The organism is Sandaracinaceae bacterium, assembly GCA_016706685.1.
GTDB lineage: Bacteria > Myxococcota_A > Polyangia > Polyangiales > Houyiibacteriaceae > JADJJE01.
The window spans coordinates 258,313-282,958 of the sequence record JADJJE010000012.1; the positions used below are offsets into that span (position 1 = coordinate 258,313).

The 24,646-nt window shown below is 70.9% G+C and carries 18 protein-coding genes, 1 other RNA gene and 3 pseudogenes; 13 read left to right on the forward strand and 9 right to left on the reverse strand.

The window, feature by feature from the left end; genetic code table 11:
• The first annotated feature begins 132 nt into the window (after window positions 1–132).
• On the forward strand, window positions 133–1,422 hold the full coding sequence (locus IPI43_16105; protein MBK7775632.1) for an NAD-binding protein: 1,290 nt from the start codon (window positions 133–135) through the stop codon (window positions 1,420–1,422).
• 95 nt (window positions 1,423–1,517) lie between these two features.
• Window positions 1,518–2,057: a hypothetical protein gene (locus tag IPI43_16110; protein MBK7775633.1), complete on the forward strand. Its 540-nt coding sequence runs from the start codon at window positions 1,518–1,520 to the stop codon at window positions 2,055–2,057.
• Between the two features lie 43 nt (window positions 2,058–2,100).
• On the opposite strand, the gene IPI43_16115 is transcribed toward IPI43_16110, so the two are convergent.
• On the reverse strand, window positions 2,101–4,107 hold the full coding sequence (locus IPI43_16115) for a DUF559 domain-containing protein (protein MBK7775634.1): 2,007 nt from the start codon (window positions 4,105–4,107) through the stop codon (window positions 2,101–2,103).
• Between the two features lie 100 nt (window positions 4,108–4,207).
• Here IPI43_16115 and IPI43_16120 point away from each other — a divergent pair, with 100 nt between their 5' ends.
• From IPI43_16120 to IPI43_16140, 5 genes are all read left to right on the forward strand, one after another.
• Complete coding sequence (locus tag IPI43_16120) at window positions 4,208–7,516, forward strand: hypothetical protein (protein ID MBK7775635.1); 3,309 nt, start codon at window positions 4,208–4,210, stop codon at window positions 7,514–7,516.
• Complete coding sequence (locus tag IPI43_16125; GenBank protein MBK7775636.1) at window positions 7,513–7,953, forward strand: hypothetical protein; 441 nt, start codon at window positions 7,513–7,515, stop codon at window positions 7,951–7,953. Before IPI43_16120 ends, IPI43_16125 begins: the two co-directional genes overlap by 4 nt.
• Window positions 7,954–8,123: 170 nt before the next feature.
• A complete protein-coding gene (locus tag IPI43_16130) occupies window positions 8,124–8,621 on the forward strand; it encodes a hypothetical protein (GenBank protein MBK7775637.1) in 498 nt (165 codons plus the stop codon).
• A complete protein-coding gene (locus IPI43_16135; GenBank protein ID MBK7775638.1) occupies window positions 8,618–9,013 on the forward strand; it encodes a hypothetical protein in 396 nt (131 codons plus the stop codon). Before IPI43_16130 ends, IPI43_16135 begins: the two co-directional genes overlap by 4 nt.
• The gene (locus tag IPI43_16140) at window positions 9,004–9,147 is read left to right on the forward strand and encodes a hypothetical protein (protein MBK7775639.1); all 144 of its coding nucleotides are present in this window, start codon (window positions 9,004–9,006) and stop codon (window positions 9,145–9,147) included. Before IPI43_16135 ends, IPI43_16140 begins: the two co-directional genes overlap by 10 nt.
• A 289-nt stretch (window positions 9,148–9,436) precedes the next feature.
• Here IPI43_16140 and IPI43_16145 read toward each other — a convergent pair whose 3' ends face one another.
• On the reverse strand, window positions 9,437–10,711 hold the full coding sequence (locus tag IPI43_16145; protein ID MBK7775640.1) for a transposase: 1,275 nt from the start codon (window positions 10,709–10,711) through the stop codon (window positions 9,437–9,439).
• A 331-nt stretch (window positions 10,712–11,042) separates the two neighbouring features.
• Here IPI43_16145 and IPI43_16150 point away from each other — a divergent pair, with 331 nt between their 5' ends.
• Both IPI43_16150 and IPI43_16155 read left to right on the forward strand, forming a co-directional pair.
• Window positions 11,043–11,411: a helix-turn-helix transcriptional regulator gene (locus IPI43_16150; GenBank protein ID MBK7775641.1), complete on the forward strand. Its 369-nt coding sequence runs from the start codon at window positions 11,043–11,045 to the stop codon at window positions 11,409–11,411.
• Window positions 11,408–12,679: pseudogene (locus tag IPI43_16155) on the forward strand (type II toxin-antitoxin system HipA family toxin). The gene IPI43_16150 and the pseudogene IPI43_16155 overlap by 4 nt, the downstream one beginning before the upstream one ends.
• A 1,132-nt stretch (window positions 12,680–13,811) precedes the next feature.
• Here the strand turns inward: IPI43_16155 and ssrA are convergent.
• Window positions 13,812–14,171, reverse strand: a transfer-messenger RNA (tmRNA) gene (ssrA, locus tag IPI43_16160).
• A 187-nt stretch (window positions 14,172–14,358) separates the two neighbouring features.
• Between ssrA and IPI43_16165 the strand changes: the two genes are divergently transcribed.
• Window positions 14,359–15,195, forward strand: coding sequence for a hypothetical protein (locus IPI43_16165; protein MBK7775642.1), 837 nt, complete (start codon window positions 14,359–14,361; stop codon window positions 15,193–15,195).
• On the opposite strand, the gene IPI43_16170 is transcribed toward IPI43_16165, so the two are convergent.
• From IPI43_16170 to IPI43_16190, 5 genes and pseudogenes are all read right to left on the reverse strand, one after another.
• Window positions 15,188–16,843, reverse strand: coding sequence for a sigma 54-interacting transcriptional regulator (locus tag IPI43_16170; GenBank protein ID MBK7775643.1), 1,656 nt, complete (start codon window positions 16,841–16,843; stop codon window positions 15,188–15,190). The two genes, IPI43_16165 and IPI43_16170, sit on opposite strands and share 8 nt — an antisense overlap.
• 42 nt (window positions 16,844–16,885) lie before the next feature.
• Entirely contained in the window at window positions 16,886–17,725 is an 840-nt protein-coding gene (locus IPI43_16175) for a hypothetical protein (GenBank protein ID MBK7775644.1), read from the reverse strand.
• 864 nt (window positions 17,726–18,589) lie between these two features.
• Window positions 18,590–18,793: pseudogene (locus IPI43_16180) on the reverse strand (histidine phosphatase family protein).
• Window positions 18,790–19,440, reverse strand: coding sequence for an ATP-dependent Clp endopeptidase proteolytic subunit ClpP (clpP, locus tag IPI43_16185; protein MBK7775645.1), 651 nt, complete (start codon window positions 19,438–19,440; stop codon window positions 18,790–18,792). Before clpP ends, IPI43_16180 begins: the two are co-directional and overlap by 4 nt.
• Window positions 19,441–20,043: 603 nt before the next feature.
• A pseudogene (locus tag IPI43_16190) lies at window positions 20,044–20,517 on the reverse strand (NYN domain-containing protein).
• A 44-nt stretch (window positions 20,518–20,561) separates the two neighbouring features.
• On the opposite strand from IPI43_16190, the gene argE reads away from it, so the two are divergent.
• The 3 genes from argE to IPI43_16205 are packed head-to-tail and all read left to right on the forward strand — an operon-like array spanning window position 20,562 to window position 23,665.
• Complete coding sequence (gene argE, locus IPI43_16195) at window positions 20,562–21,722, forward strand: acetylornithine deacetylase (protein ID MBK7775646.1); 1,161 nt, start codon at window positions 20,562–20,564, stop codon at window positions 21,720–21,722.
• Window positions 21,723–21,737: 15 nt separating this feature from the next.
• Complete coding sequence (guaA, locus tag IPI43_16200; GenBank protein ID MBK7775647.1) at window positions 21,738–23,282, forward strand: glutamine-hydrolyzing GMP synthase; 1,545 nt, start codon at window positions 21,738–21,740, stop codon at window positions 23,280–23,282.
• On the forward strand, window positions 23,282–23,665 hold the full coding sequence (locus IPI43_16205; GenBank protein ID MBK7775648.1) for a PEGA domain-containing protein: 384 nt from the start codon (window positions 23,282–23,284) through the stop codon (window positions 23,663–23,665). Before guaA ends, IPI43_16205 begins: the two co-directional genes overlap by 1 nt.
• A gap of 241 nt (window positions 23,666–23,906) precedes the next feature.
• On the opposite strand, the gene IPI43_16210 is transcribed toward IPI43_16205, so the two are convergent.
• Window positions 23,907–24,629 carry a hypothetical protein gene (locus IPI43_16210; GenBank protein MBK7775649.1) on the reverse strand — a complete coding sequence of 241 codons (723 nt, stop codon included), beginning with the start codon at window positions 24,627–24,629 and terminating at the stop codon, window positions 23,907–23,909.
• Between the last annotated feature and the right edge of the window lie 17 nt (window positions 24,630–24,646).

Consider the following 24,646-nt stretch of genomic DNA (forward strand, 5'->3'; position numbering starts at 1 on the left):
TGCAAGACGGGCGAAGCGGGCCGGGGCGGGAGGGAGGGCGGAGGGGGGCCAGAGCCGGGGCCCCCACCGCCGCCCACCCGCCCCGGAGGGGGGGTTGACGGCGCTCGGTCCGCCGCGGTACCTGCGAGGCGCATGTCCACCGCTCGGATCATTCGCCCTCGCTGGCAGCGCCGTGTGCTCTCCGTGGTGGGCGTGACCAAGCGCTGGGGGTTCTGGGCGCGCCTGCTGCCGCTGGCGGTGCTGTACGGCCTCACGGTGTACGCGCTGGTGCAGGTGCCCACGCTGGCGGCGCCGCAGGGCCTGCCGCGCGCGCAGGCGCTGTACTACGCGTTCCGCTTCTTCGCGCTCGACGGCGAGGGCTTCTTCCCGCGCTCCAGCGTGGACCTCGAGAATGCGCTCGTGTGGTTCGTGCTGTTCGCCGACCCGGCGCTCACGCTCGGCGCCGTGTTCGAGGTGCTGCTGCGCTTCTGGCGCATGGTGCAGTCGGCCGACACGCGCATCGCGGCCATGGATGCCCCGGTGGTGGTGTGCGGCTTCGGGACGCACGGCCGCATCGTGGCCGAGTACGCCGTGCGCGCCGGGCGCGACGTGGTGGTGGTGGAGCGCAACGTCCCCGACGTGGAGGCCATCGTGGTGGAGGGGCGCAAGCTGCCCGTCATCGTGGGCGACATGACGTCCGCATCCATCTTGAGGGCGGCCGGCTGCGAGCGCGCGGAGGCCATCTGGTTCACCGCGGGCGACCCGCTCACCAACCTGAAGGCGGCCGTGGTGGCGCGCGAGAGCGTGCCCCCGGACCGCCCGGGCACCCGCGCCCTGGTGCCCATGGTGGACGACGACCTGGCCGAGGAGCTCTTGCTGCAGTGCCTGGGCGACCGCGGCATCGAGGCCTTCCGGCAGTTCGACTCGGCCGCCGAGCACCTGATGCGCCTCCCCGACGTGGCCGCCATGCTGAGCCGCTGCGACCAGCGGGGCATGCACGTGGCCATCGTGGGCTTCGGTCGCTTCGGGCGCGCCGTGTTCCGCGCCCTGCTGGCCGCGCCGGTGTGCGAGCACCCGGTGACTGGCGCGGCTGCGCGCACCGTGGAGGTCATCGACCGCCTGGGCACCTCTCGCGCGCCGCATGCTGGTCGCGACGCCGAAGCGGCCGGCTGGAAGCTCACCGTGTCCGCGCAGCGCGACGCCGAGGCGTGGACCGCGGGGGCCCTCACCGCGCTGCCCACGCTGGTGTTCTTCTGCACCGACGACGACTCGCTGAACCTGCGCTGCGCGGCGTTGCTGCGGGCCGCGGGAGGCGAGCAGATCGAGATTGTGCTGCGCATGACCAACCCGCTGCACGAGGGCGAGCAGGGCCTGAGAGGGATCACGGTGCACAGCGTGGCGGAGCTACTGCGGGCGAAGCTGGAGCAGACGTTCCGCGGGTGAGGGGGACTGGCGCGCGCCAGCGGAACTGCGGCTCACCCCGTTGACGAAGCTGCGGCTGACCAAAGGAAGCCGGCGCCCCCTCCGCAGAGTTCCTGATGAGCGCCACCTACCATCCTGCTGCCGCCCGCAGCTACGCCTACGTGGGCCCTGCCCACATTCTCGAAGCCGTTCGGGATGCACCGGCTGGTGCTCCCATACGGTGTCGCGGCGACCTGCTTGCGTGGCTGCATACAGCCCACCATCACGACGACGACTCTCCCGGCTGGGCGACCTACGTGGTGGACCTCGGGGGCACGCTTCGGCTGGCCCACCGCCGCACTGAGCACGTCGCCTGCGCGGGTGGGGAGAGCGTGTTGGCTGCCGGTGAAGTGGAGTTCGCTTTGGACGGTGAGGACGGTGAGGTGCAGTTCCTCAGCAACAACTCGTCTGGCTACTGCCCCGACGTGGCGTGTCTCCCGGCAGTCCTACGCGCGCTTCGCGTGGCAGGCGCGGTGGCGCCCGAGGGGTTCACCGTCTCCGTGCCCTTCCGTCGCTGCGACGCGTGCGGCGAACGCTGCACCGTGAAAGACAACTTCTACTTCTGCGACCTACGCGAGGCGCCGCTCAGCCCGGAGTGGAACTTTCAGCAACCCTAGACGCGCACGGTTCGGACAAAGTCAGGTGGTTGCTTCGACGAGGCTACTCGGACGGGCGGCGTCCACGCCTCGAGGCGGACGTCGGGCCGCCGGCGTGCCTCCACGACGTTCCGGTCACGATGGAGCGAATGTTGGAGGGCGTTGTGCCAAAGCGTCCGGCCAGAGCAGCGTAGCTGGCGCGTTCCTGAGCGAAGGCGTCCCGGATGGCCACGGCCTCCTCCGCCGTGAGTTGAGTGGCTCCGCGAACGGCGATGCCGCCACTACGACGCCGCATCGTCACGTCGCGATTCGAGTAGTCGCGTCCCAGGATGGGTCCTCCGGCTTCGGCATGCGATCGGCCCTTCAGCGTCCTCTCGACGACGCCTGTCGACACGCCGTAGCGCACCGCTATCCCGTTCATGGTGGTTTGGCCGAGTGAGTATGATTGCCGCAGCGCGAGCACGTCTTCGGACTTGAACACCGCATTGCGGGGCACGGTACGCTCGAGCTCGCTGGGGTCGTAGTCACGCCCAGCGATCGGCCCTCCGGCAGTCTTGTAGGTCTGGCCGCGGACGGCGTGCTGGATGGTGGCGGCGGAACACCCGTGCTCAGCGGCCAGCTGATTCAGCGCGATGCCCCCTTCCGCAAAGCGTGTTCGCACATCCAGTACCTGGGCCGCGGTGAGGCGCGCGTGCGTATGGAATCGGTGCTCTCGCAGTAGGGCCCGCGCCTCGGAGTGGCCTGCCAGCAGCGGCCCCGCGACCTGGGTGCGCGCTCGCACGTCCCCCGTGATGTCGGCGAGCCAGCGCAGGAACCCAATCAGCTCCGTGTCGTCCGGATTTCGACTCACTGCGAACGCATGGCTTCCATCGTCGACCCTCGGCAGATCGCCCATTCTGAGGCGCACCACCGTCCACCCGGCGCGCTTCAGCGCTTCGCCCTTACGGACGTCGACCGCAACCTTGCCCTCTTTGGCGTGCCAGTAGCCATCGACTTCGATCGCGAGATGCAGGTGTGGCACCGCGATGTCCACCTCGAACCCCTCGACAGTAGACTGGTGTCTCACGCGCGACCGGCCCCAGATTCGCCAGGACTCTACGAGCAGGAGGGTCTCCACATAGGATGTCCCTGTCCGCGAGCAGGCTGGGCAGTAGTGGGTCCGAGTCCGCGTCCGAGAGGCCACCGAGGCCGTCCACTGGTGGGAACATGTCGCGCAGCGCCAACGCAGCAGCTCCTCCGAGTGCACGAGAAGTCGGCTGGCGTCGACCTCTGGGTCATCGAGCTCGGCGGCGATGTGCGGATGTGCCTGGGCGAGGCTCTCGCGGTCCCGCAACAGGTCGTTGACGCGGCGCTCGGCTCCCTGACGCCGGTTGCACGTGGGGCAGTGGCCCCCGCGCTCAACTCGAGACGCGACGGTCGCCTGCCAGCGACGGCCGCACGCGGAGCACATCCAGTGCCCTCGAACCGAGGAGCCCAGCGTGACCTCCGACGCGCGTTGGGGATTCCGAACCGCGTCCCACTCTGCGGCGAGTGCGGGATGGTGGTCGGCGAGGCTGCCACCCTTCCGCACCAACGTGTCTCGGCGACGCTTGGAGCGAGCAGCCGGCGCGCATGCAGGGCACCCGCTCCCGTGCACGCGGCTGCTCACGGTTGCCGTCCAACGGTGGTCGCATCTGCGGCAGGTCCAGGCCACCTTCCGGTCCGAGCCTGGCGAGACGTCCTCCGGACCGCCGGGGTTGCCCTGGCGGTCCCACTCAGCGGCGATTTCAGGATGGCACTCGGCGAGATGCCCGCGCTTGTCGATGACGGCTTGCCGGTATCGCTCGCCGCGTCCCGCTCGTGCGCACGGCGGGCACCCCGAACCCCGTCCAGTCCGGTTCGCCACCGTTGCCTGCCATTCGTGTCCGCACGTCTGGCACGTCCAGTGCGCGCGGCTACTCGAAGCTGGCGTGATCATAGAGGCCGGGATGCCGTTGCGCGCTTCGTCCCACTCACGCGCGATGTCAGGGTGTCGCCCGGCAAGAGACCCGCTCTTGCGTAGTCGGGTCGCGCTACTCGCCTTGACCGGCATGGGTGGAGTGTAGCGTCTCATCCCGCGCAATTCGCGACGGCTCGCCGGAGTGGCCGGAAAGGCGCCGAGGCGGACCTCGGGGAGTACGACTACGACTCGCGTGCACGCGGAGCCGCGGGAGACCACCACGGTGCGGCGCAACGCGGCGGGGCTGACGGCGGAGCTGACGCGGCCGGAGCAGCAAGCGGGCGGGCAGCACGCGGGACAGACGCGCACGTTCGAGTACGACGCCCTGAACCGCCTGTCCGAGGTGACCGAGGCGGGGCTGACCACGCGCTACACGTACGACGCGGGCGACCTGCTGCGGCACACGTACGACCCGGAAGGGCGGCACACGGAGGCCACGTACGACACGCTGGGTCGGGTCACGCAGATGATCCAGCACATGGGCGACGGCGAGCCCACGCTGGTGACGGCGTACCTGGACTACGACGGCGAGGGCAACGCGCGGCGCGTGCGTGACCCGCTGGGCCAAGAGACCACGCTGGCCTACGACGACCTCGGGCGCCTGACGGACGCGACGTACCCGCAGCGCAGCGGCGACGTGTCGGAGGGCCTGGCGCGGCTGGTGTCCACGCACACGGAGTACGACGGCGGGGACTACGTGACGAGCGTCACGGAGACGCGGGCGCCGTTTGGCGCGGGGGCCACGTTCGAGGAGGTGCTCGAGTGGGACCACGACGCGTTCGGTCGGCTGACGCGGCACGGGCAGCGCGGGCGCGACGTGACGTACACCTACAACGACGACCTGCGGCAGATGGCGCAGGCGAGCAGCGGCGGGAGCACGCTGTACCAGTACGACGAGCTGGGGCGCATCGACTGGGCGGAGCTGGACGGGGACCGCGTGGACGTGAGCTACGTGACGCACGAGGACCTGGTGTCGAGCGTCACGAACCCGAACGGGACGAGCGTGGCGTTCGAGTACGACGCGGCCACGCGGCGGCTCACGGGGCTCGAGCACACGCGCGGCGGGACGGCGTTCCTGGGCTACGAGTACGCCTACGACCACAACGGGAACCGCACGCTCGAGACGGTGACGGAGGGCGCGTCCACGGAGCGCAACGTCTACGCGTACGACGCGCTCGACCGGATGCGGCTGCACCGCCGGGAGACGGGCGTGAACCCCGCGCCGAGCGCGGTGCAGGAGACGCGGTACGAGTTCGAGCTGGGCGGCGAGCGCGGCTACAACCGCCGCGTGGAGGTGGTGCAGGACGGGGGCGCCAACGAGCAGGCCCGCCGCGTGTACGACTACGACGGCGCGAACCGCCTCACGGAGCTGAGCGAGACGGGCACGGCTGCGCGCACCGTGAGCTACGAGCACGACGCGAACGGCAACCGCCTCAGCCGCGCGGACAGCGCGGAGGGCGGCGAGCACACGCTCTACCGCTACACCGCGCTCGACCAGCTGACCGAGGTGCTGCACGGCGCCCCCGGCGCGGAGGTGAGCCGCGGGCAGTACGAGTACGACGCCACGGGCCGCCGCGTGCGCCAGCGCGGCACCACGCGCGGGGACGTGGAGACCGTCTACGACGGGCTGTCCACGCTCGACGAGCACGACATCACGGGCGGAGGCGCAGGCACGCCCCTGGCGCACTACCACTACGCGCTGGGCCTCGCGCGGCTCGACGAAGGCGGCGGCGAAGAGCGTTACTACCACCTAGACGGCCGCGGCAACACCGGCGCGCTCACCGCTGGCAGCGGCGGCGCGGACGCACCGGGTGACCTGCTCACGAGCTACCGCCTGGACCCCTTCGGCGCGGTGCGCAGCGGCAGCGACCCCGTGAACCGGCAGCTGTACACGGGGCATGAGACCGACACGGAGACGGGTCTGATCTACATGAACGCCCGTCACTACGACCCGGAGACGGGTCGCTTCGTGACGCAGGACTCGTGGATGGGCAGGGGCGGCGACCCGGGCACGCAGAACCGGTATGCGTATGCGCTCGGGAACCCGGCGACCTACTGGGACCCGACGGGGCATGCGCCCGCGTGCATGCAGGGTGGAGGTGACATCCTCTGCAGTGGGGGCGTGGCCAGCGAGGCATCCGAACCACAGCGTGAAGGTCCGCGCCTCGCCGACTTGGAGCCGACTCGGCCGACTGAACTCGAAGGAATGACGATAGTTGGGGGGTCATCACCTTCACCTGGGGCGCCCATCACACCGGCCGTGCAGCCGCGCCGAGCTCCGCCCAGCCCGCGCGGCACATTCAGCGTGATCTCGGGCCCGGAGACACCAGCAGAACGCTACAACGCGAATGAGAGCAGGGCGGACTCCCGCCTGATTCCAGGGGCTCCGACGAGCGGCCTGGGTGCCTCGGTGGCGAACTGGGCATCGCGTGCGCGGGCCCGAGCTGAGCGATCGATGGCCGTCACGGAGCACGACTACAATGAGGCCCGCGCTTCGGGTGACTACCTCGGCGCGGCGCACCAGGTGTTTCTTGGTGCCCTGCAGGAGACCGTGATGGGCGGCGTCGCTACGATCGGTCTATTGGGCGAGGGGGTCGAGACGGGCTCGATGATGGTGGCGCACGGAATTGCGCTCGCCGCCGGCGACGACCGTACCGCTGATCACTTCGCCGCGATCGCGAGCGCACGGATGAGTCAGCACCAGAAGTCGGGTGCTGCTGTGGTGACCGCCGTGTCCAGCGGCGCTTCGGTGGTTGGTGGGGCGCTACAGGGCGACCTCGACGACATGGATGTGATCGCGAGAGGAATCACGAACTATGGCGACAAGCTCGCGAGTGGCGACTTCCGCACCGTTGTGACGACCGTCCAAGTAACGGTGGCGGTGGGTACCATGGTGGCGGGGTCCGCGACCATGGCCACGCGCGGCGCGCGGATGGCGACCGAGGCAGTGGACGCAACCGGGGACATGGCAGTGAGTCTCAGCGATGACGTTGCCGAGGTAGTGGCGCGGGGCGCCGACGAGGTGCCGTCGAGCGTCGGCGAGCCCCTCGGTGGCGGAACTGTCGGACCTCACACGCCCATTCGTGTCCGCGGTGACAACGTCGTCGAGGCCCTGCTCCCGTCGAACGGTGGTACGGGGCCGAATCGTTGGCAGCGCTCTCCCGGGGCATCACCGCGCGCCTCTGGCACGACTCGTCGCGGGATCGTCCGCAACAACCCTCGCGAATGGCGGCGTTGGCGCGATCTCTGGGACGAGACCGGGCACGAGACCATCCTGAGCCCGAGGAATAGGGCAGACATCGCTGCCGGACGGACACCCACGGTAGATGACGCGTGGATCGAATGGTTCCCGGGTGACGAAGCCTTGCGCGGTGAGCCGATCCCCATTCACCATATCGACGGTAGCCCCATCAACGTCCCGCTACCTGAGTCGAGGCACCTCGACGCTCACATGCCAGGCGGTTTCCGAAACAACCCCGGCGGACCTGGAACTTCCGGATGACCGAACGGCAACACCACTACGCACTTGACTTCTATCTCGTCGGGGAGTTCACGGAAGACGTGGTCATGCGTGTGCTCTTGTTCGTTCAGCACCTGAGCAAGAAGGGGCGCTGGCCAGCAGGCAAGCCCGAATTCGTTGACGATCTTGACGAATCGTCCTGCACACGACCTGAGGATTCGCCGATTCGAACTGTTGGTGGCACCGTGCCCCTGCGGGACCCGCGAGTGGGGGTCTCAGCGCAGGAAGACGCCGAAGATTTGGACTCGGTGAGACATGTGGTTGAACAGCTGAGTGCGTTCACCGCAGCTCTGAATCTCACGGTGGAGCTTCAGCTGGGAGGCTTGTATGTCGGAAGAATCGAGAATGGCCGTCCCGACCGTCTCGTTGCTGTCGGACTCCTGTCCGAATGGGCAAGGACACTTGGAGGGCGACAATAGGTGGCGCTCTGTTCGGCGGGCTGTTGTCATGGGCACGCATCGCGTGCGGTGACGTCGGTCTGGGCTCATTGAGAATCGAATAAGGAAGCAAGGCGCAGAGGGCGGTCGAAGCGTCGACCGACCCTCGTGAAAGTGCTGTCTGACCGCGATCACGAGTCGACGGGCATGCCATGCACCTGCCGCGGCTGGAGACGCAGCAAGACGGCCGGCAGACCACCACGGTGTACGACGGGGTGGGGCGGCCGACGCAGATCACAGCGCCGGGCGGCGTGACCACCATCGCGTACAACGACGCGCAGCGGACGCAGACGGTGACGTTCGGTGGCGAGACCACCACGGTGCGCCGCAACGCGGCGGGGCTCACGGCCGAGCTGACGCGGCCGGAGCAGCAAGCAGGTGGGCTGCACGCGGGACAGACGCGCACGTTCGAGTACGACGCGCTGAACCGCCTCTCCGAAGTCACCGAGGCGGGGTTGACCACGCGCTACACGTACGACGCGGGCGACCTGCTGCGGCACACGTACGACCCGGAGGGGCGGCACACGGAGGCCACGTACGACACGCTGGGTCGGGTCACGCAGATGATCCAGCACATGGGCGACGGCGAGCCCACGCTGGTGACGGCGTACCTGGACTACGACGGGGAGGGCAACGCGCAGGATGCGTGACCCGCTGGGTCAGGGAGACCACGCTGGCCTACGACGACCTCGGGCGCCTGACGGACGCGACGTACCCGCAGCGTAGCGGGGACGTGTCGGAGGGCCTGGCGCGGCTGGTGTCCCACGCACACGGGTACGACGGCGGGGACTACGTGACGAGCGTCACGGAGACGCGCGCGCCGTCCGGTGCGGGGGCCACGTTCGAGGAGGTGCTCGAGTGGGACCACGACGCGTTCGGTCGGCTGACGCGGCACGGGCAGCGCGGGCGCGACGTGACGTACACCTACAACGACGACCTGCGGCAGATGGCGCAGGCGAGCAGCAACGGGAGCACGCTGTACCAGTACGACGAGCTGGGGCGCATCGACTGGGCGGAGCTGGACGGGACCGCGTGGACGTGAGCTACGTGACGCACGAGGACCTGGTGTCGAGCGTCACGAACCCGAACAGGACGAGCGTGGCGTTCGGGTACGACGCGGCCGCGGCGGCTCACGGGGCTCCGAGCACACGCGGCGGGACGGCGTTCCTGGGCTGAGTACGCCTACGACCACAACGGGAACCGCACGCGCTCGAGACGGTGACGGAGGGCGCCTCCACGGAGCGCAACGTCTACGCGTACGACGCGCTCGACCGGATGCGGCTACACCGCCGGGAGACGGGCACGAACCCCGCGCCGAGCGCGGTGCAGGAGACGCGGTACGAGTTCGAGCTCGGCGGCGAGCGCGGCTACAACCGCCCTGCGTCGTCTCACAACCTCCCCTCACGGAAAGCGCGCAAGTGCGCGAACCGCTCCAGGCAAGTGCCGGAGCGCGATTTCGACCCTGTCACCGCACGCTGCTGCTGTCCACAAGGCTCTCGACGTGAACACCCCTGACGCCACCGCAACCGCCACAGCCAGCAAGCGCGCGATTTGCCGCGACACGCTCGGCTCGTGCGCTCGCGGTAGCGGCCGTGAGCGTCTCGGGCACATCGAGTCCCTCACCGAGGAACACCTCATCGGGGGTGCGTCCACCGAGGGCGGCGCGGGGGATCAGGGCGTTGTGGTCTTGCACGAACTCGGCGACGAGGCGCACCAGCGTGGCCTCCGTGTCGAGCGGGTGGAGGAACAGCCAGCGGTGCTTGAGCTGGGACCAGAACGACTCGATCATGGAGTTCGAGTAGAGGACGTCCACCTGGGCGCGCACCCGGCGGAGCAGGGCGCCGAACTCGTCCGCTTCGACGGGCACGTTCTCGGAGCCGCCATCGGTCAGCACGGTGACGGGCTCAGTGCCCGGCGCGATGAGGGGGACGGCCTCGCGGAGCAAGATCTCGGTGGCAGCGGCGCGGCAGGAGTCGCCGACGGTCCAAGCGAGGAGCTTGCGGGAGTGGTTGTCGATGACGCCGTGGATCCATTTCGCGGTTCCATCCATGAGGCGGATGCGGGTGGCGTCGATGTGCCAGAGCTCGTTGGGCCGCGCGGCGCGGATGCCAACTTTGGGTCTCGCGGGATAGAGGCGAGTGCGCGGGCGAGAGAGGCGCTGACGACGGATCTCACGCCACCCGGTGGCGGCGCTGGCGACGACGAGGTGGCGACGAGCGGCGAGCAGCGCGAGGCTCGCGATGGAGAGGTGGCGCAGCGCAACGTCCTGCACGAAGTCGCGAAGGGTGCGGCGCTCAGCGAGCGTGAGCTGCTGGGGTGTGTGCTTGGGGCACGAGGGTGCGTCGGCGAGGGTGCAGGTCACGGACCTGCGCTCCCAGTCGCGCACGCGGGCGGCGGTGAGGCCCAGGACCCGCAGGGCCGCTGGCCGGCCGAGGACCTTCCCGCTACGGCGGAGGGCAGCGAGGAGTCGAGCCTTGTGCCTCGCGCTCGGGACGCGCGCTTCTGTCAGGCGGCCACCGAGGGTCGCCACGAGTGCGAGCAGCAGACGGAGCACGGCTCGCAGCTTGGCGTTCGCTTGCCGCGCCTGGGCGAGGGCGACCTGGAGCTGGACCAATTCTCGGTCCTCGGGGTGGAGGGCCACCACGTTTGGCACAGGGCGAGTGACCCAGGAGCGGCGGGTGGACGAGGGGATGTTCGTCTCCCCGAAAAGCAGCGGGTCACCGGCCTCCGCGATGGCCACGCGGAGCCGATGATCGTAGGTTCGGCGGGCTGTCGTCATGGGCACGCGCGGCGTGTGGTGATGTCGGTCTGGGATCATTGAGATTCGAGTCGGCAGTCGCCGCGGCGGTGTCGTCTCGGCTGGACCTGTTCGGTGGCATTCGGCAGCAGCTGGGCACCACCCACAATCGGAGCGTGTTCTCGGGCCACGAGACGGACTCGAACACCGGTCTGGTGAGCGTGGGCGCGCGCTTCTACGACGCGGCACTGGGTCTCTCCTGGTTTGGGCCGCGCGTGGGTGCATGCCGCAAGGGGCCTTGTGCGGAAACCTGCGGTGCATCATTATAGTCCCCATGGGAACGGGTAGGCTGAATAAAGGTGCCATTGGGGACGACAAAGAGCCACTCCCGCTCCCCCTCCCCGTGGAACGCGCCATCCGCAAGCTGGGCAACGACCTCTCGCTCGCGCGTCGCCGCCGGCACTTCTCGCAGGCTTCGCTCGCAGAGAGAACCGGCGCGTCACTCTCGACGGTGCGGCGCATGGAGAAGGGCGACCCACGCGTGCCCATCCACTTCTACGCGCGCGCGCTCTACGTGTTCGGCGAGCTGGCGGCGCTCGCCGACCTGCTGGACACGCCGCGCGACGACATCGGCCTGACGCTCATGGATGAACAGCTGCCCCAGCGGGTGCGCAGCAAGCCGGGGGCGACGGGGGCTCGATGAAGCCAGGCGCAGCCACTCGTCGAGAGGCACAGGTCCACCTCGGCACCTCGGACGCGGCCATCGGAACGCTGGTCTACGTGAAGCAGGGGCGCCGTGAGAACACTGCGTTCGCGTACTCCGAGGGCTGGTTGGCCAGCCCCGACCGCTTTGCCGTCTCCCCCGAGCTCTCGCTGACGGCGGGCTATCGCACGCGAAAGGCGGCCTCGCCCCACGACTCCGTGTTCCATGGGGCCATCGCCGACACGGCACCTGACGCCTGGGGGCGACGGGTGATCGCACGCGACCACGCCAAGCGCCGCAGCCGAGGAACGCCCCTCGAGCCGCTGACAGAGATGGACTACCTCCTCGCCGTCGACGACTTCAGCCGCGTGGGGGCGCTGCGCTTCTCGGTCGCCGATCAGCCGTACTCCCGCACCGTGGAAGAGGGCAGGCGCCGTACGCCGCCGCTCGTCGCGCTCCGCCGTGTGTACGAAGCCAGCCGAGCCGTGGAGCTGGGCCAAGAGAGCGCGGCGGACCTGCGCTACCTGCAAGGGAAGGGCACGTCTCTCGGTGGCATGCGCCCCAAGTGCACGGTGCTGGACGAAGACGGGCGGCTGGCCATCGGCAAGTTCCCGAGCGTGGGCGACACGCGCGCCGTGACCCGCGGTGAGGTGCTGGCGCTCCGGCTCGCCCGTCGCGCAGGCATCGATGCTGCAGAAGCCCGCATCGTCGACCTGGAAGGGGTGCCGGTCGCCGTCATCCAGCGCTTCGATCGCGACGTCGCGCACGGTCGGATCCCCTACATCTCCGCCGCTTCGTTGCTCGAGGCATCGAGAGAGGAAGAGCGCGCCTACACGGAGATCGCCGATGCGATTCGCGCGCACGGACACGAACCGAAGCGGGATGTGCAGCAGCTCTTCCGGCGCATGCTCTTCAACCTGCTGATCACGAACGTGGACGACCACCTCCAGAACCACGGGCTCCTGCACGTGGAGCATGGCCTCTGGCGCTTGGCACCGGCGTTCGACCTCAACCCGTTTCCCGACAAGGAGCGGGAGTCGAAGACGTGGCTGTCGGAGGAGGACGGTCCCATCACGGACGTGGGTGTGCTCATGGACCGAAGGGCGTACTTCTCGCTGTCCGCAGGTGAGGCGCGCGCCGTGCTGGCCGAGGTTCACCGTGCGGTGCTGGCATGGCGAGAGGTGGCGCAGAGCCCCGAGGTGGGGTTGCTGCGCCACGAGCTCGTGGACTTTGCCGCGGCCTTCGAGCACGAGCAGATGGACGCCGCGCGGCGTGGCTGGCGAGCGCGGACTGACGGCGGGGGGGCGGGGCCGCGCCGGGCCGGCGGGGCCGGCCGCCCCGGCCCCCCCGGCCCCCCCCCCCCCCCCCCCCCCCCCCCCGCCGCCCGGGCGCCGCGGGCCGGCACGCGGCGCCCCGGGGGGCCGCCGGCGGGGGGCGCGCGGGGGGGGGGCCGCGCCCCCCCGGCGCGGCCCCCGCGCGGCCGCGGGGCGGCGGGGGGGGCGCGGGGGGGGGGGGGGAGCCCACCGAGCCAGGCGACAGCGGCCCCACGCGACGGGGGGGGGGGGCGCGCGCCGGGGGCGCGCGGCCGCGGGCAGAGGGGCCGGGGGCGCCCAGCCCCAGGAAGGCCCGCAGCACCCCACAGCAGGAGCGAACCCCGAGCCCCCCCCGACCCCAACGAGCCCGCCCCGCCCCCCGACGACCCCCACCCGCACCAGCGCGAAGGGGCCCGGCCCCGCCGCGGGGGCGGGGGGGGGGGGGGGGGCGGCGCCCGGCGCGGACCCCGCCGGGCCCCCCCCCGCGCGCCCGGGCGCCGCGGGCGCCCCGCCGGGCCCCCCGCCGCGGGGCGGGCGGGGCGCCGCCGGCGGGGACCCCGCGGCCGGCCCCCGGGGGCGCGGGGCGAGAGGGCCCCCGGGCGCGGCGGGGGGGCGCGCGGCGGCGCGCGGGGGGGGGCGGGCGGGCGAAGGGCGCGGGGGCGTGGGCTGCGCGGCGGGCGACGGGTGCTGGCGTTCTGGGGCTCGCCGCGGGCGGGGCGGGGCGCGCCGGGCGCGCCCGCGCGGCCCCCCCCCCGGGCCCCCCGGCGGGCGCCGCCGCGGCCGCCGGGGGCGCGGGGCCGGGGGCCGGCCCCGCCCGCCGGCCCCGGGCCGCGCCCCCGGCCGGCGCGCGGAGCGCCCCCGGCGCGGCGCTGGCGGGGGCGGGGGGCGCGGAGGGGCCACACGGACGCCCCCCCCCCCCCCCCCCCCCCGCGCGGGGGGGGGGGCCCCGGCCGCCCCGGGCCGCGAGGGCTGGCGGTCGTCGCCTCCGGGCGCTCGTGGCAGCGCGTCCCCCGCAAACAGCAGAGCCGCAGAACGCGGGTGCGTGCTGCGGCTCTCTGTCGGGTGACGGCTCGAAAGCCGACGTCAGTGGTGGAGGCGGCGGGAATTGAACCCGCGTCCGAGAACGTTCCAGAGAGGCATCTACGTGCGTATTTCGTGATTTGAGATTTCGCAGAAGCTTGCGCCCACGAACAGGCTCGCCCAACCGCTAGTGTCCCTTTGTCTCACCTCCCCGTCGGGTCACGCCCGGGGAAGCCAGTCAGCTCAAATGACGTCTATTCCGAAAGCGCTGACGGGCTCGCGGTTTCGACGGCTCAAGGGTTTTCAGGCCGCAAGAGCAACAGCGTTATCGTTGGCTGTTATGGGTTCCTGAACGTATTTACGTCGTGCTCAGGCCGACGGTCACGCAACCAATCCTTCTGCGTCCCCGTCGAAACCGATCGCCCCCTGAGGTCTGTGGACCAAGGGTACGAGCGCTCGCGAGGCGGTGCAGCCGCGCGAGGGGAAACTCGTGTTGTCAAAGGTCACGCCGACTATGCGGACGCGAGTGGGCAGGCGCAAGGGCCGCGTGTCACCTTGGTGGATAGCACCCCCGGGTGGCCCGGCCGGGGCGTCTGAGGTAAGAGGGCAGCCTGATGTCGAAGGATGCGCCGCCCGACAAACGCGAGGTCGCTCGCTCGCTCCTGCTTCGGGGAAGCATGTTCGTGCACCTCGACCCACGGGTGGAGGGCGTGGTGGTGCCCCCGTGGCTGCGCAAGCAGCCGCAGCTGGTGTTGCAGCTGGGGCTCGACATGGTGGTGCCCATCGTGGACCTGCGCATCGACCGCGACGGGGTGTACGGCACGCTGTCGTTCAATCGCAGCCCGTTCACGTGCATCGTGGGCTGGGACGCCATCTTCGCGCTCAGCGGCGACGACGGGCGCGGCATGGTGTGGCCCGAGTCCATGCCGCCCGAGATCCTGGCCGAGGTGGAGCGCGAGGCCGGCCGGCGCGGGCCCGTGGGGCTCACGGCGGTGGCGGACCTGCCCGATGACGACGACTACGACGACGAAGAAGACGATTACGACGACGTGCCGGCCAAGAACGGCAAGGGCCGCCCGGGCAACGTCATCCGCCTGCAGCCCAAGCTGAGCGCCCTGCAGGGTGGCCTCAGCACCGCCGGCAAGCGCAGCAACACCGACGCCCCGCCGCACGGGTCACCCGCGCTGGCTCCTGCCCTGGCCCCCGCGCTGGCACCGGCCAAGGCCGAAGAGTTCGTGCGCGAGCGCGACACGCTCGAGCTGGTGGAGGGCACCGGCGAGCTGCGCGACTCCAGCAGCGAGGGCCGCGCCGACAGCGCCAGTCAGGCGGCCGACAAGGCCTCGGACAAGGCCGTGGACGAGCCCGCACAGGCGGCCGACACCGACGGCGACGAAGACCCCGAGCCCTCGGCTCCTGGGCCGCGCGGCTCTCACCTGCGCTTGATCAAGTAGCTGCGTCGGGCCGCGTGGTGATGCGGCGCCCGCTGCGTGGAGGCGGCTTCAGGCCGAACTTCTCCATCTTGTAGATGAGGGCGCGGCGCGAGATGCCCAGCGCCTTGGCGGCGTGGGTCTGGTTGTGGTTGCAGTCCGCCAGCGTCTTGATGATGGCGTCGCGCTCCATGCCGTCCACGTGCTCGCGCAGGCGGCCGCGGTTGGAGGCGATGGGCATGGGCTCGTTGGGCAGGTGCTCCCCCAGCAGCTCGCCGGTGCCGGCGATGCGCACCGCGCGGTGCATGGCGTTCTTGAGCTCCAGCACGTTGCCGGGCCAGGGGTAGCTGCGCAGGCGCGCCACGGCGCCCGGAGACCAGCGCACGGGCGCGGGCGAGCCGGCCTCGAGCGCAAAGCGCGTGGCGAGAGGCAGGATGTCCGCCGTGCGCGTGCGCAGGGGCGGCAGCTCCACGGGCGGGCCCGAGAACAGCGAGAACAGCTCGGCGTCGAAGGCACCGCGCGCCACCAGGCCCGCGATGGCCCGCTGGGTGGTGCCAATCACGCGGAAGGCGCTGCGGCGCGCCAGCAGGGCCTTGCGCATGGCCACGTGGGCGTCGCGCGGCAGGTCGCCCAGCTCGTCCAACAGCAGCGTGCCACCCCGCGCCGCGTCGATGCGGGCGCTCTCTTCGGGGGCTTCGTCGTCCCCCAGGGCCATGCGCACGCGGTCCGCGTCGAACAGCTCCGAGCAGTAGAGCGTCACGAACGGGCCGTTGGGCGTGGGGCCGCGCTCGTGCAGGATGCGCGCGGCCAGGCCCTTGCCGGTGCTGATCTCGCCCGCCAGCAGCAGCCAGCTGTCGTCGCCAGGCACGGCGTCCAGCGCGCCGCGCAGCGTCTCGGTGGCCTCTTCGAGCGACAGGTCGTCCGGCCCCTCGGCGGCCAGGTCACCCGCGCGCGTCACTCGGTTGCGGGCCGCGTCGCGCTCGAGGGCGCTGCGGGCCGACCACATCAGGCGCTCGGGCTGGTCGGCGTCGTGCGGGGCCACGGCCAAGCCCACGCTGACACCCTCGAGGCCCTCGAGCAGCCGCTCCACCACGGTGCTGGCGGTGCCGAGAGCGGTGTCCGGCAGCAGGAACTCGAGCTCGTCCTGAGCGTAGATGCCCACCACGTCGCCGGCGCGAAAGCTCTCGAGGGCGCGCTCCGCCACCAGGTTGCCGCCGCCCGAGGGCGCGTGGACCATGATGAGCGTGGTGGGGCGGGACTGCCGCCCAGCGCGCGCCAGCTCTTCGTAGAGGCGCTCGCGGAACTCTTGGTGGGTGAGCGTGCGGCGCCGCACCGCGTCCAGCGGCGACGGGATGCCCAGCACCAGCTGCGTGTCACCCACCACCACGTCTTCGCCGGGCTCGAGGGCCTGCGTGGGCTCGGCCGGCTTACCGCCGATGAACACCTCGGCGCCCGGTGCGCAAGCCAAGGACACGCCGTCATCCAGCCAGAACAGGGTGAGGTGCTCGGGGAGCACGCCCTGGCCGGTGGCCACGATGTCGGCGCTGGGGGAGCTGCCCACCCGCAGCATGCGGCCGGCCTCCAGCTCGACCACACGCAGGCCTTCGGCGGTGCTGACGACCACGAAGGGAGTCAGCTCTTCGGCCGGCTGTGCACGCTCAGAAGCACCCATCGCCGCAGACTATGACCCTGGTGCGCCCGCCGGTCTATGGATTTATGGGGTGGCCGCCCAGGCGCCCAAACGGGCCACCGCCAGCACCGTGACCAGCGCCGCAAAGGCGAAGCCCTTGTTGCGGTCGGCGGGGGGCACGCGCAGTGAGTGCGGGGCCAGCGCCAGCACCACGGCGAAGCTCAGCATGGGCAGGGCGGGCAGGGCGCGCTCGAACACCACCAGGGCGGCGAAGGTGAGCGCGAAGCCCAGCAGCAGCCCCAGCATCACGCGCACCCGCGGCAGGTGCGTGGCGCGCGCTGCGGCCGCGTACAGCGTGGCGATGGTCACGTCGCCCACGCCAATCAAGGGCTCGACGCTGGCGGTCCCGAAGATGGGCCAGCTCAGCGTGACCAGCGGCAGGGCCACCTCGGGGCTCTGCACCATCTGGGCGGTGGGGCCCTCGGGCGCGAACACGCTCAGCACGTCCACCACGGAGGCCACCCAGGCCAGCAGCACCAGGTGCCCGGCGTGGTCCACGCGGCCCCCCACGGCGCCGCCCAGCAAGGCCCCGAAGCCGAGCAGCGCCACGTTGATGGCGCAGGCCTCCACCGCCGTGGGCAGGGCCGGGCGCGCCAGCACCAGGCCGGCCAGCACGAGCGGCGGCACCAGCAGGCCCACCAGCTGACGCACGCTGGCGGTGGGCGTGAGCACCGCCACGGCCGTGATGACCAGCGACACCAGGCAGAACGCCAGCAGCGCGCCCAGCAGCGTGGACACGGGCAAGCGCGGCGCGAGCGGCACGCTCAGCGCGAAGAGCGCGCTGCTCAGCAGGAGCGCCCCCAGCAGCGCGCGCCAGCTGGCGGGGAGCCGCTCCGGGGCCGTGTGCGCGGGGGGCGCCGGCATGCTCGCTCAGCCCTCGTGCGGGACGGCGCTGTAGTCGGCGAAGGTGAGGCCCTTGCTCGTGACCACCACGTTGGTGCTGCTGCCCGGCTGGGGCAGGGCCACCGACGACGGACCGTCTGGCGCGTGCCGCATGCGCTCGCCCGCCAGGCGCGCGATGTCGGCGGGGGGCAGCACCACCACGCGGCGCCCTGGCGCGATGGGCAGCGCGGCCATGGCGCGCTCGGCGCCGGCGGTAAGCGTGATGGGCTCGAAGGGCACACCCAGCGCGTCGGCCAGGCCGCGGGCCACGTCGCCTGCGCCGGCCACGCGGCTCACGTGCTCGGCGGCGGCCTCGTCCACGCGCGGGAAGGCGTGCAGCGGGGGCGCTGCACCGTCGGCCACCAGCGTGGTGAGCACGTGCCCGGTCTTTTGCATCTCGGCAGCCCAGGCCGGCACGGTGAAGGCGTGCGTGGCGTCGTTGAAGCCCACCAGGCGCGCGTGCGCGGGGGCCTGGTGCGCGGCGTCCATCCAGATGTGCAGGCGGCTGATGGCGGTGTTGGAGATGCGCCCAATGGGCCGCGGGCGGTGCTCGGTGAGCCCCAAGATGCCCGACAGCAGGCTGGCGATGACGCCACCGTGCGCCACCACCGCGGCGCGCGCACCGGGCTGCAGCTCGCGCAGCAGGGTGAGCATGGCCTGGTCCACGCGCGCGCTCAGGTCGGCCCAGGACTCTGCCCCGCCAATCTTCACGTCTTCGCCCGAGAACGCGCCGTGCACTTCATCGGGGTAGCGCTCGGCCACCTCTTCGCGCGTGAGCCCCTCCCAGCGGCCCACGTCGATCTCGCGCCACTCGCGGCGCACGTCCACCGGGTGGCCCGTGGCGAGCGCCGTGTGGTGCGCGCGCGTGAGGTCCGAGCTGACCACCTTGTCGAACGTCTCGCCGGCCAGGCGGGCGCCCACGCGGGCTGCCTGCTGCTTGCCCAGCTCGCTGAGCGGCGCATCGCCCTGACCCTGCCAGCGACCGGTGACGTTGTAGGTCGACTCGCCGTGGCGAACCAGGGTCAGCTCGATGGGCGCGCGCTCGCTCACTTGCTCTTCTTCTTTTTCTCCACGCCCGACTTCCGGGTGTTGATCACTTCGTCGAGGATGCCGTACGCCTGCGCCTCGTCGGCGTTGAGGAAGTTGTCGCGCTCCGTGTCGTGCGTGACCTGCTCGAAGCTCTTGCCGGTGTGCGCGGCCATGATCTCGTTGAGCCGGCGCTTGAGCGACAGGATCTCCTTGGCGTGGATCTCGATGTCCGTGGCCTGGCCCTGGTAGCCGCCCAGCGGCTGGTGGATCATGACGCGGCTGTGCGGCAGCCCGCGCCGCATGCCCTTCGAGCCGGCCGCCAGCAGCAGGGCCGCCATGGACGCCGCCTGGCCGATGCACACCGTGGCCACCGGGCAGCGCACGTACTGCATGGTGTCGTAGATGGCGAGGCCGGCCGTGACGATGCCGCCCGGGCTGTTGATGTAGATGGTGATGTCCTTGTCCGGATCATCGCTCTCGAGGAACAGCAGCTGCGCGATGACCAGGTTGGCCACGTGGTCGTCGATGGGCGTGCCCAGGAAGATGATGCGGTCCTTGAGCAGACGGCTCCAGATGTCCCACACGCGCTCGCCGCGGTGCGTCGTCTCGACGATGGAGGGAATCCCGATGGCCTGGGGGCGGAGCGAAGGGTCGAGGAAGGCGGTCATGGGGCTCTTGTAACGCTCCCCGGGCCGCGCAACAACCCCACCGTGGTCGAGGCCGTGCGGGCCTGCTCAGGCTTCCGGGCCGAAGCTCAGGATGACGTAGCCGCCCGAGCGCTCGTCCTTCTGGATCTCCAGCAGCCCGCGGGCGCCCGCGTCCTCGATGAGCTGATTGAACGTGCGGTAGCCGTGGTAGGCCTCCGAGAAGTTGGGGCGCTTGCGCTTGAGCACCTGCTTCACCATGGACGCGTACAGGTTGCCGTCGCGGTCGGCGAACAGCGACTCCACGGTCTCGAGCACGATCTCGAGCGCCTCTTCGGGCGTGCCGGGGGCCTCGGGGGTGGGCTGTGCCACGCGCGCCGCGTCTTTGGCGTCTTTGGCCTCTTTGCCGGGCTTGGCCGCGTCCTTGTCCTTCGGGGCGTCCTTTGGCGCGTCCTTGGCGCCCGGGTCCGACTTGCGCGCGGTGCCCGTGGAGGCTGCGGCGCCTGCGGCGGCGGCCGGCGGCGTGCTGGGCGTGGGCCCGGGAGCGCTCGCCGCGTTGTTGGGGCTGCTGCCCTTCTTCCCGCGTCCACGGCTGGCCACCGTGCGAATGCTGCGGCCCTGCTGCGCGCGCACCAGGTCGTCGTAGTAGATGAACTCGTCGCAGTTATCCACCAGCAGGTCGCTGGTGCTGTTCTTCACGCCCACGCCGATGACGACCTTGTCGTTCTCGCGCAGCTTGCTCACCAGCGGCGAAAAGTCGCTGTCCCCCGTGATGAGCACGAAGCCGTCCACGTGCGTCTTGGTGTACGAGAGGTCGAGCGCGTCCACCACCATGCGGATGTCGGCCGAGTTCTTGCCGCTGATGCGCGCGTGCGGGATCTCGATGAGCTCGAACGCCGCCTCGTGCATGGGGCGCTTGGCCGCCTTGTAGCGGTCCCAGTCGGCGTAGGCCTTCTTGACAACGACCTTGCCCTTGTCGAGCACGCGGGCCAGCACCAGCTGGATGTCGAACGCGTCGTAGCGGGCGTCCCTCACGCCGAGGGCGACGTTCTCGAAATCGCAGAAGACCGCCAGGTTGATGACGGAGGAGGGGTCACTCATGGCGCGCAGCCTACACCAGTGCGATGAGGAGTACGATGCCGAGCATGCCGACGCTGCCCTCTCACGTGGACATCCTGCGCACCCTGGTGGGCACGCCCTCGGTCAGCTCGCCCGACCCGAGCTTTGACCAGAGCAACCGCGCCGTGGTGGACCACCTGGCCGAGCTCTGCGAGCAGCTGGGCTTCCGCGTCGAGGTGGTGCCGCTCGAGCGCTCGCCCCACAAGGCCAACCTGATCGCCACGCTGGGCCCTGCCGACCAGCCGGGGGGCCTGGTGTTCTCGGGGCACACCGACACGGTGCCCTATGACCGGGACCAGTGGCACACGGACCCGTTCACCCTCACGCAGCGCGACGACGGTTCGCTCTATGGCCTGGGCGTGGCGGACATGAAGGGCTTCTTCCCCTGTGCGCTGCACGCCGTTCGCACGCTGGGCGCGGGAGCGCTGCGGAAGCCGGTGGTGCTGGTGGCCACCGCCGACGAAGAGAGCACCATGTGGGGCGCGCAGCAGCTGGTGAGCGAGGGGCGGCGCCTCGGGCGGCACGCCATCATCGGTGAGCCCACCGGCATGCGGCCCGTGCGCAAGCACAAGGGCGTCATGATGGAGCGCGTGCTGCTGGAGGGCAGCGCGGGGCACTCGAGCGACCCTTCGCTCGGCCGCAACGCCATCGAGGGCATGGGCCGCGTGATCGAAGCGCTGGGCCGTGTGCGCACGGACTTCGCGGCGCGCTACCACGACGCGAGCTTCAGCGTGCCGAGCCCCACGCTCAACCTGGGCAAGGTGTTCGGCGGCGACAGCCCCAACCGCATCTGCGCGCGCTGCGAGCTGTACTACGACGTGCGCCCACTGCCGGGCATGCTGCCCGAGGCCATCCGCGCGGAGCTCTCGCGCGCCGTGCAGGAGGCCATCGTGGGCCTGGGCCTGAGCGCCGAGTGCGGGGCGCTTGTGGACGGCGTGCCGCCCTTCGAGACCCCGGCGGACTCGCCCTTCGTGCACGCCTGCGAAGAGGTCACCGGGGCAGCGTCCATCGCCGTCATGTTCGGCACCGAGGCGCCGTACCTCACCGAGTTGGGCATGGAGACGGTGGTCATGGGGCCAGGCAGCATCTCGGTGGCCCATCAGCCCGACGAGACCCTGCGCGTGCAAGACCTCGAGCACGCCACAGGGCTCTACACGCAGCTGCTCGCGCGCCTCTGCTCTGCGTGATACGCCTCGGCCATCATGGCGCGGTCCCCCGTTATCATCCTCGACTTCGGCTCTCAGTACACCCAGCTCATCGCGCGTCGGGTGCGCGAGCTGCAGATCTACTGCGAGATCCAGCCCTGCACGATGACCCTCGACGCGCTGCGCGCGCTGTCTCCGGCGGCGGTCATCTTGTCCGGCGGGCCCGCCAGCGTGTTCGCCCCCGGAGCCCCCACGGTGGACAAGGGCGTCTTCGAGCTGGGCGTGCCGGTGCTGGGCATCTGCTACGGCATGCAGCTCACCAGCCACCTGCTGGGCGGGCGCGTGGAGGCCGCCACCGAGCGTGAGTACGGGCCCGCGCAGATCCGCATCCACAAGGCCGTGGGCCTCTTGGCGGCGTTCAGCGAGGGCGAAGACGTGGACGTGTGGATGAGCCACGGCGACCGCGTGGCTGCGCTCCCCGAGGGCTTCGAGGTGGTGGCCACCTCGGGCAACAGCCCTTTCGCCGCCGTGGCCAACGAGGCGCGCCGCATCTATGGCGTGCAGTTCCACCCCGAGGTGGTGCACACCCCGCGCGGCGTGGACATGCTGCGCGCGTTCTTGGTGGACACGGCCGGCGTGGTGGCCGACTGGACGCCCGGCAACTTCGTGGAGCAGAGCGTGGCCGCCATCCGCCAGCAGGTGGGGGAGGGCGCCGCCATCTGTGGCCTGTCCGGCGGCGTGGACTCGTCGGTGGCCGCCATGCTGGTGCACAAGGCCATCGGCGACCGGCTCACCTGCATCTTCGTGGACAACGGCCTGCTGCGCAAGGACGAGGGCAAGAAGGTCATGGAGATGTTCGCGGACAACCTGCACCTCAAGGTGGTGCACGTGGACGCGTCTGAAGAATTCCTGGGCGCGCTCGCGGGCGTGAGTGACCCCGAGACCAAGCGCAAGATCATCGGCAAGGTGTTCATCGACGTCTTCGACCGCGAGGCCAAGAAGATCAAGGACGCGAAGCACCTGGTGCAGGGCACGCTCTACCCGGACGTCATCGAGAGCGTCTCGTTCAAGGGCCCGAGCGCCGTCATCAAGAGCCACCACAACGTGGGCGGCCTGCCCGAGCGCATGAACCTGTCGCTGGTGGAGCCGCTGCGCCTGCTGTTCAAGGACGAGGTACGCGAGGTGGGCAAGGCCATGGGCATGCCGCACGACGTGCTGCAGCGTCAGCCGTTCCCGGGGCCCGGCCTGGCGGTGCGCTGCCCCGGCACCATCGAGCGCGAGAAGCTCGACATCCTGCGCGAGGCCGACGCCATCTTCGAGCAGGAGATCCGCGCGGCGGGCCTGTACGAGAAGATCTGGCAGAGCTTCGCGGTCATCCTGCCGGTCAAGACCGTGGGCGTCATGGGCGACGAGCGCACCTACGAGTACGTCATCGCGCTGCGCGCCGTGACCTCGCGCGACGGCATGACGGCCGACTGGGCGCGCATCGACCACGAGGTGCTGGCCAAGACCTCCACGCGCATCATCAACGAGGTGCGCGGCGCCAACCGCGTCTGCTACGACATCTCGTCGAAGCCGCCCTCCACCATCGAGTGGGAGTGATGGTGCGGCTGGTCCTCGGCACGCTCCTGGTGGGCGCGCTCGCTGCCTGCGGTGCTCAGCAGCACCCGGGTGAGCCCACGCGCCTCATGGTGGTGGCCGAGCCCGACAACGCGCGCGTGCGCATCGATGACCGCGACGCGGGCAGCGCAAGGGTGCTGGCCGCGCGGCCGCCACGCCTGACCGCCGGGCGCCACCAAGTGAGCGTGGAGGCCGACGGCTACTTCCCCCACGACGTGGAGCTGGACCTCCGCCGGGCACCACCACGCTGCGCATCACGCTCCGGCCCATCCCGCGGTAGCCCTTCGCGGCAACGGTTTCGCCTTGTTGCAAGGTCCAATGGGCACCCCCGGCTGGAAGCCGGGGGCAGCAAACCAGGTGGCTGATGGGCATAAAGTCCCCCGCCTTTCGGCGGCGGACTACGTGGCTGCCAGCAGGGTTTGCCCTACCCAAGGTACTCAGACACGGCGTCCGGCCACCCTGGTAGAACACACCCTGTTGTCGATCACGTAGTCCGCCCAAGGGCGGACTTTCGGTAGGCCGAGGCCTGGTCTGCTGCCCCCGGCTTCCAGCCGGGGGTGCCCATTGTCGCTTGCAGCAGACTCGAGCCATTGCGGTCGCCCGCTCTCACCCCATGTTCGCGGCCAGCAGCGCCTGAGTCTTCTCCGCCACGTCGGCCCCCTCGAGCGGCACGCCGTGCGCAGGCACCACCATGCTGGGTGGGCGCTGCTTCATCTCGTCCGACAACGCGCGCAACGTGGCGCGCTTGTCCTTCACCATGAACCTCATGGCCAAGTGGAACACCCTGTAGCCGGGGGCGCTCTTGCTGAGCCAGAACAACAGCTTGGCCACGGGGTTGCTGGGCAGCTTGGGGATGTTGGCCAGGATGTCCGACACGAACCAGATGTGGCCGCTGTCCACCTGCACCCAGACCCAGGTCTCGCCGCACTTGGTGTTCTCCACCTCGCCGATGCCGATGCGCGGGCCAGCCACGAGCGGCACCAGGCTGATGGGCTCGAAGGCGCCCGCGCCGGGGTTCTTCTGCCGCACGCGCAGCACGGTCTCGGGCGCCGCGAAGAAGCGCGCGCTGGGGAACTTCGTGCGCCACTCCGCCACGCCCAGGTGATGGAACCCGTTCGGTGCGATGACGGCGCCCACTTCGCCGAACTCGCGCAGGTCATCGAGAGCCGCGTCGCTGATGCGCGTGGCGGGGCTCACCACCAGCAGCTTGTCGTTGGCCATGCGCGCCACGAACGTGTTCGCGTAGCCCTGCTTGGCGAAGCTGTACTCGTAGATGAGCACCCCTGCCGCGCGGTCCAGCACCTTCCACCCGTTTGCCGTCGTTTCCATGATGTTCCTCGCGGCCA

What these genes read in the sequence shown, in the direction of transcription:
- IPI43_16105 (MBK7775632.1), top strand. Translation starts at nt 133, where the DNA reads ATGTCCACCGCTCGGATCATTCGCCCTCGCTGGCAGCGCCGTGTGCTC.
- IPI43_16110 (MBK7775633.1), top strand. Translation starts at nt 1,518, where the DNA reads ATGAGCGCCACCTACCATCCTGCTGCCGCCCGCAGCTACGCCTACGTG.
- IPI43_16115 (MBK7775634.1), bottom strand. Translation starts at nt 4,107, where the DNA reads ATGCCGGTCAAGGCGAGTAGCGCGACCCGACTACGCAAGAGCGGGTCT.
- IPI43_16125 (MBK7775636.1), top strand. Translation starts at nt 7,513, where the DNA reads ATGACCGAACGGCAACACCACTACGCACTTGACTTCTATCTCGTCGGG.
- IPI43_16130 (MBK7775637.1), top strand. Translation starts at nt 8,124, where the DNA reads ATGCACCTGCCGCGGCTGGAGACGCAGCAAGACGGCCGGCAGACCACC.
- IPI43_16150 (MBK7775641.1), top strand. Translation starts at nt 11,043, where the DNA reads ATGGGAACGGGTAGGCTGAATAAAGGTGCCATTGGGGACGACAAAGAG.
- IPI43_16165 (MBK7775642.1), top strand. Translation starts at nt 14,359, where the DNA reads ATGTCGAAGGATGCGCCGCCCGACAAACGCGAGGTCGCTCGCTCGCTC.
- IPI43_16170 (MBK7775643.1), bottom strand. Translation starts at nt 16,843, where the DNA reads ATGGGTGCTTCTGAGCGTGCACAGCCGGCCGAAGAGCTGACTCCCTTC.
- IPI43_16175 (MBK7775644.1), bottom strand. Translation starts at nt 17,725, where the DNA reads ATGCCGGCGCCCCCCGCGCACACGGCCCCGGAGCGGCTCCCCGCCAGC.
- clpP (MBK7775645.1), bottom strand. Translation starts at nt 19,440, where the DNA reads ATGACCGCCTTCCTCGACCCTTCGCTCCGCCCCCAGGCCATCGGGATT.
- argE (MBK7775646.1), top strand. Translation starts at nt 20,562, where the DNA reads ATGCCGACGCTGCCCTCTCACGTGGACATCCTGCGCACCCTGGTGGGC.
- guaA (MBK7775647.1), top strand. Translation starts at nt 21,738, where the DNA reads ATGGCGCGGTCCCCCGTTATCATCCTCGACTTCGGCTCTCAGTACACC.
- IPI43_16205 (MBK7775648.1), top strand. Translation starts at nt 23,282, where the DNA reads ATGGTGCGGCTGGTCCTCGGCACGCTCCTGGTGGGCGCGCTCGCTGCC.
- IPI43_16210 (MBK7775649.1), bottom strand. Translation starts at nt 24,629, where the DNA reads ATGGAAACGACGGCAAACGGGTGGAAGGTGCTGGACCGCGCGGCAGGG.